The sequence below is a fragment of the Roseovarius sp. D22-M7 genome, assembly GCF_037083785.1.
Lineage (GTDB): Bacteria > Pseudomonadota > Alphaproteobacteria > Rhodobacterales > Rhodobacteraceae > Roseovarius.
This window is the reverse complement of sequence record NZ_JBAPKY010000149.1, coordinates 1-1795: the sequence shown is the minus strand read 5'-3', so window position 1 is coordinate 1795 and position 1795 is coordinate 1. Positions and strand designations below refer to the sequence as shown.

The window sequence follows — 1795 nt, the reverse complement described above, 5'->3', positions numbered from 1 at the left end:
TGCTTTTCTGGTGCGAGCGTATCTGCTCCAGACCCACGAGATGTTGTTCGACGCGCACTGGCACGCGTTCCGGGTCTTCGAGGGAGTTCCAAGCCGCGGCATCTACGATAACATGAAGACGGCCGTGGATCGGGTGGGCGCCGGCAAGAAGCGCGATGTGAATGCGCGGTTCATGGCCATGACCAGCCACTACGTGTTCGAGCCTGATTTCTGCAACCCGGCGGCGGGCTGGGAGAAAGGACAGGTCGAGAAGAACGTTCGCGACGCGCGCCACCGGCTCTGGCAGGTGATGCCAGCCTTTCCGGACCTTGATGCGCTGAATGACTGGCTGGAAGACCGCTGCAAGCTCCTGTGGGCTGAGACGGCGCATGGAACGTTGCCTGGCAGCATTGCCGATGCCTGGGAGGCCGAGAAGCCCGTGCTGATGCCGCTGCCCACAATGTTTGACGGCTTTGTCGAGGAGAGAAAGCGGGTCTCACCCACCTGCCTGATCACCTTCGAGCGCAATCGTTACTCTGTGCCCGCCAGTTTCGCGAACCGCCCCGTCAGCCTGCACGTTTACCCCGAACGGCTGGTGATCGTAGCCGAAGGGCACGTGGTCTGCACACATGAACGCATCATTGAACGGTCGCACCGGCAACCTGGCCGCGTCATCTATGACTGGCGCCATTATCTCGCCGTTGTCCAGCGCAAGCCGGGCGCGCTTCGTAATGGTGCCCCGTTTGTCGACATGCCGGAGGCATTCCGCCAGTTGCAAGATCAGATGCTGCGCAAGCCCGGCGGCGATCGCGAGATGGTCGAGGTCCTGTCCCTGGTCCTGAATCACGATGAACAGGCCGTGCTTTGCGCGGTGGAAATGGCGCTGGAGGCGGGCGTGCCAACCAAGACGCATGTGTTGAACCTGCTCCACAGGCTGGTGGATGGCACACCGACCGACCAGCCCGATGTGAGCCCGCCTTCAGCCCTCTCCTTGAGCAAGGAACCCGAGGCCAATGTCGCGCGGTATGACGGGCTTCGCACCAAGGAAGGAACGCGTCATGCGTCATGATCCCGCCGGAGCCGCCATTGTCATCATGCTGCGCAGCCTCAAAATGCCGGGCATGGCTCAGGCCGTGCATGACCTGATGGAACAAGGTGCCCCGGCGTTCGAGGCCGCGGTGCCGATGCTGTCGCAGTTGCTCAAGGCCGAAATGGCCGAACGCGAGGTGCGCTCCATTGCCTATCACATGAAGGCCGCGCGCTTCCCGGCCTACAAGGACCTCTCCGGATTCGACTTCGGCGCCAGCGAAGTCCGTGAAGCCCTGGTTCGCCAACTTCATCGCTGCGAGTTCATGGACGCCGCCGAGAACGTGGTTCTGATCGGTGGCCCTGGAACAGGGAAATCCCATGTTGCCACCGCTCTTGGAATCCAGGCGATCGAGCACCATCGCAAACGTGTGCGCTTCTTCTCAACCGTCGAACTGGTCAATGCACTGGAGCAGGAAAAAGCCCAAGGCAAAGCTGGAAAGATCGCCGAGGCGCTCGTGAAAACCGAATTGGTGATCCTCGACGAGTTGGGATACTTGCCGTTCAGCGCCTCGGGCGGTGCGCTGTTGTTCCATCTTCTCAGCAAACTCTACGAGCGCACCAGCGTCGTCATTACCACCAACCTGAGCTTCAGCGAATGGGCGAGCGTCTTCGGCGACGCCAAGATGACCACAGCGCTGCTCGATCGCCTCACCCATCGCTGCCACATTTTGGAGACTGGCAACGACAGCTATCGCTTCAAAGCCAGCTCCGAGACAGCCAAAAAAAA

Annotated in this window: 2 protein-coding genes; both read left to right on the top strand. The window is 60.9% G+C overall.

The genetic code is table 11. From position 1 onward, the window contains the following. Positions 1–1048 (top strand): IS21 family transposase (istA, locus tag V8324_RS21695; RefSeq protein WP_336421966.1); only part of this gene is annotated, 1048 nt, incomplete at its 5' end. Continuing rightward, positions 1038–1795, top strand: a 758-nt coding sequence (istB, locus tag V8324_RS21690) for an IS21-like element helper ATPase IstB (RefSeq protein ID WP_336421965.1), incomplete at its 3' end; no start/stop codon positions are given. The genes istA and istB, both read left to right, overlap by 11 nt.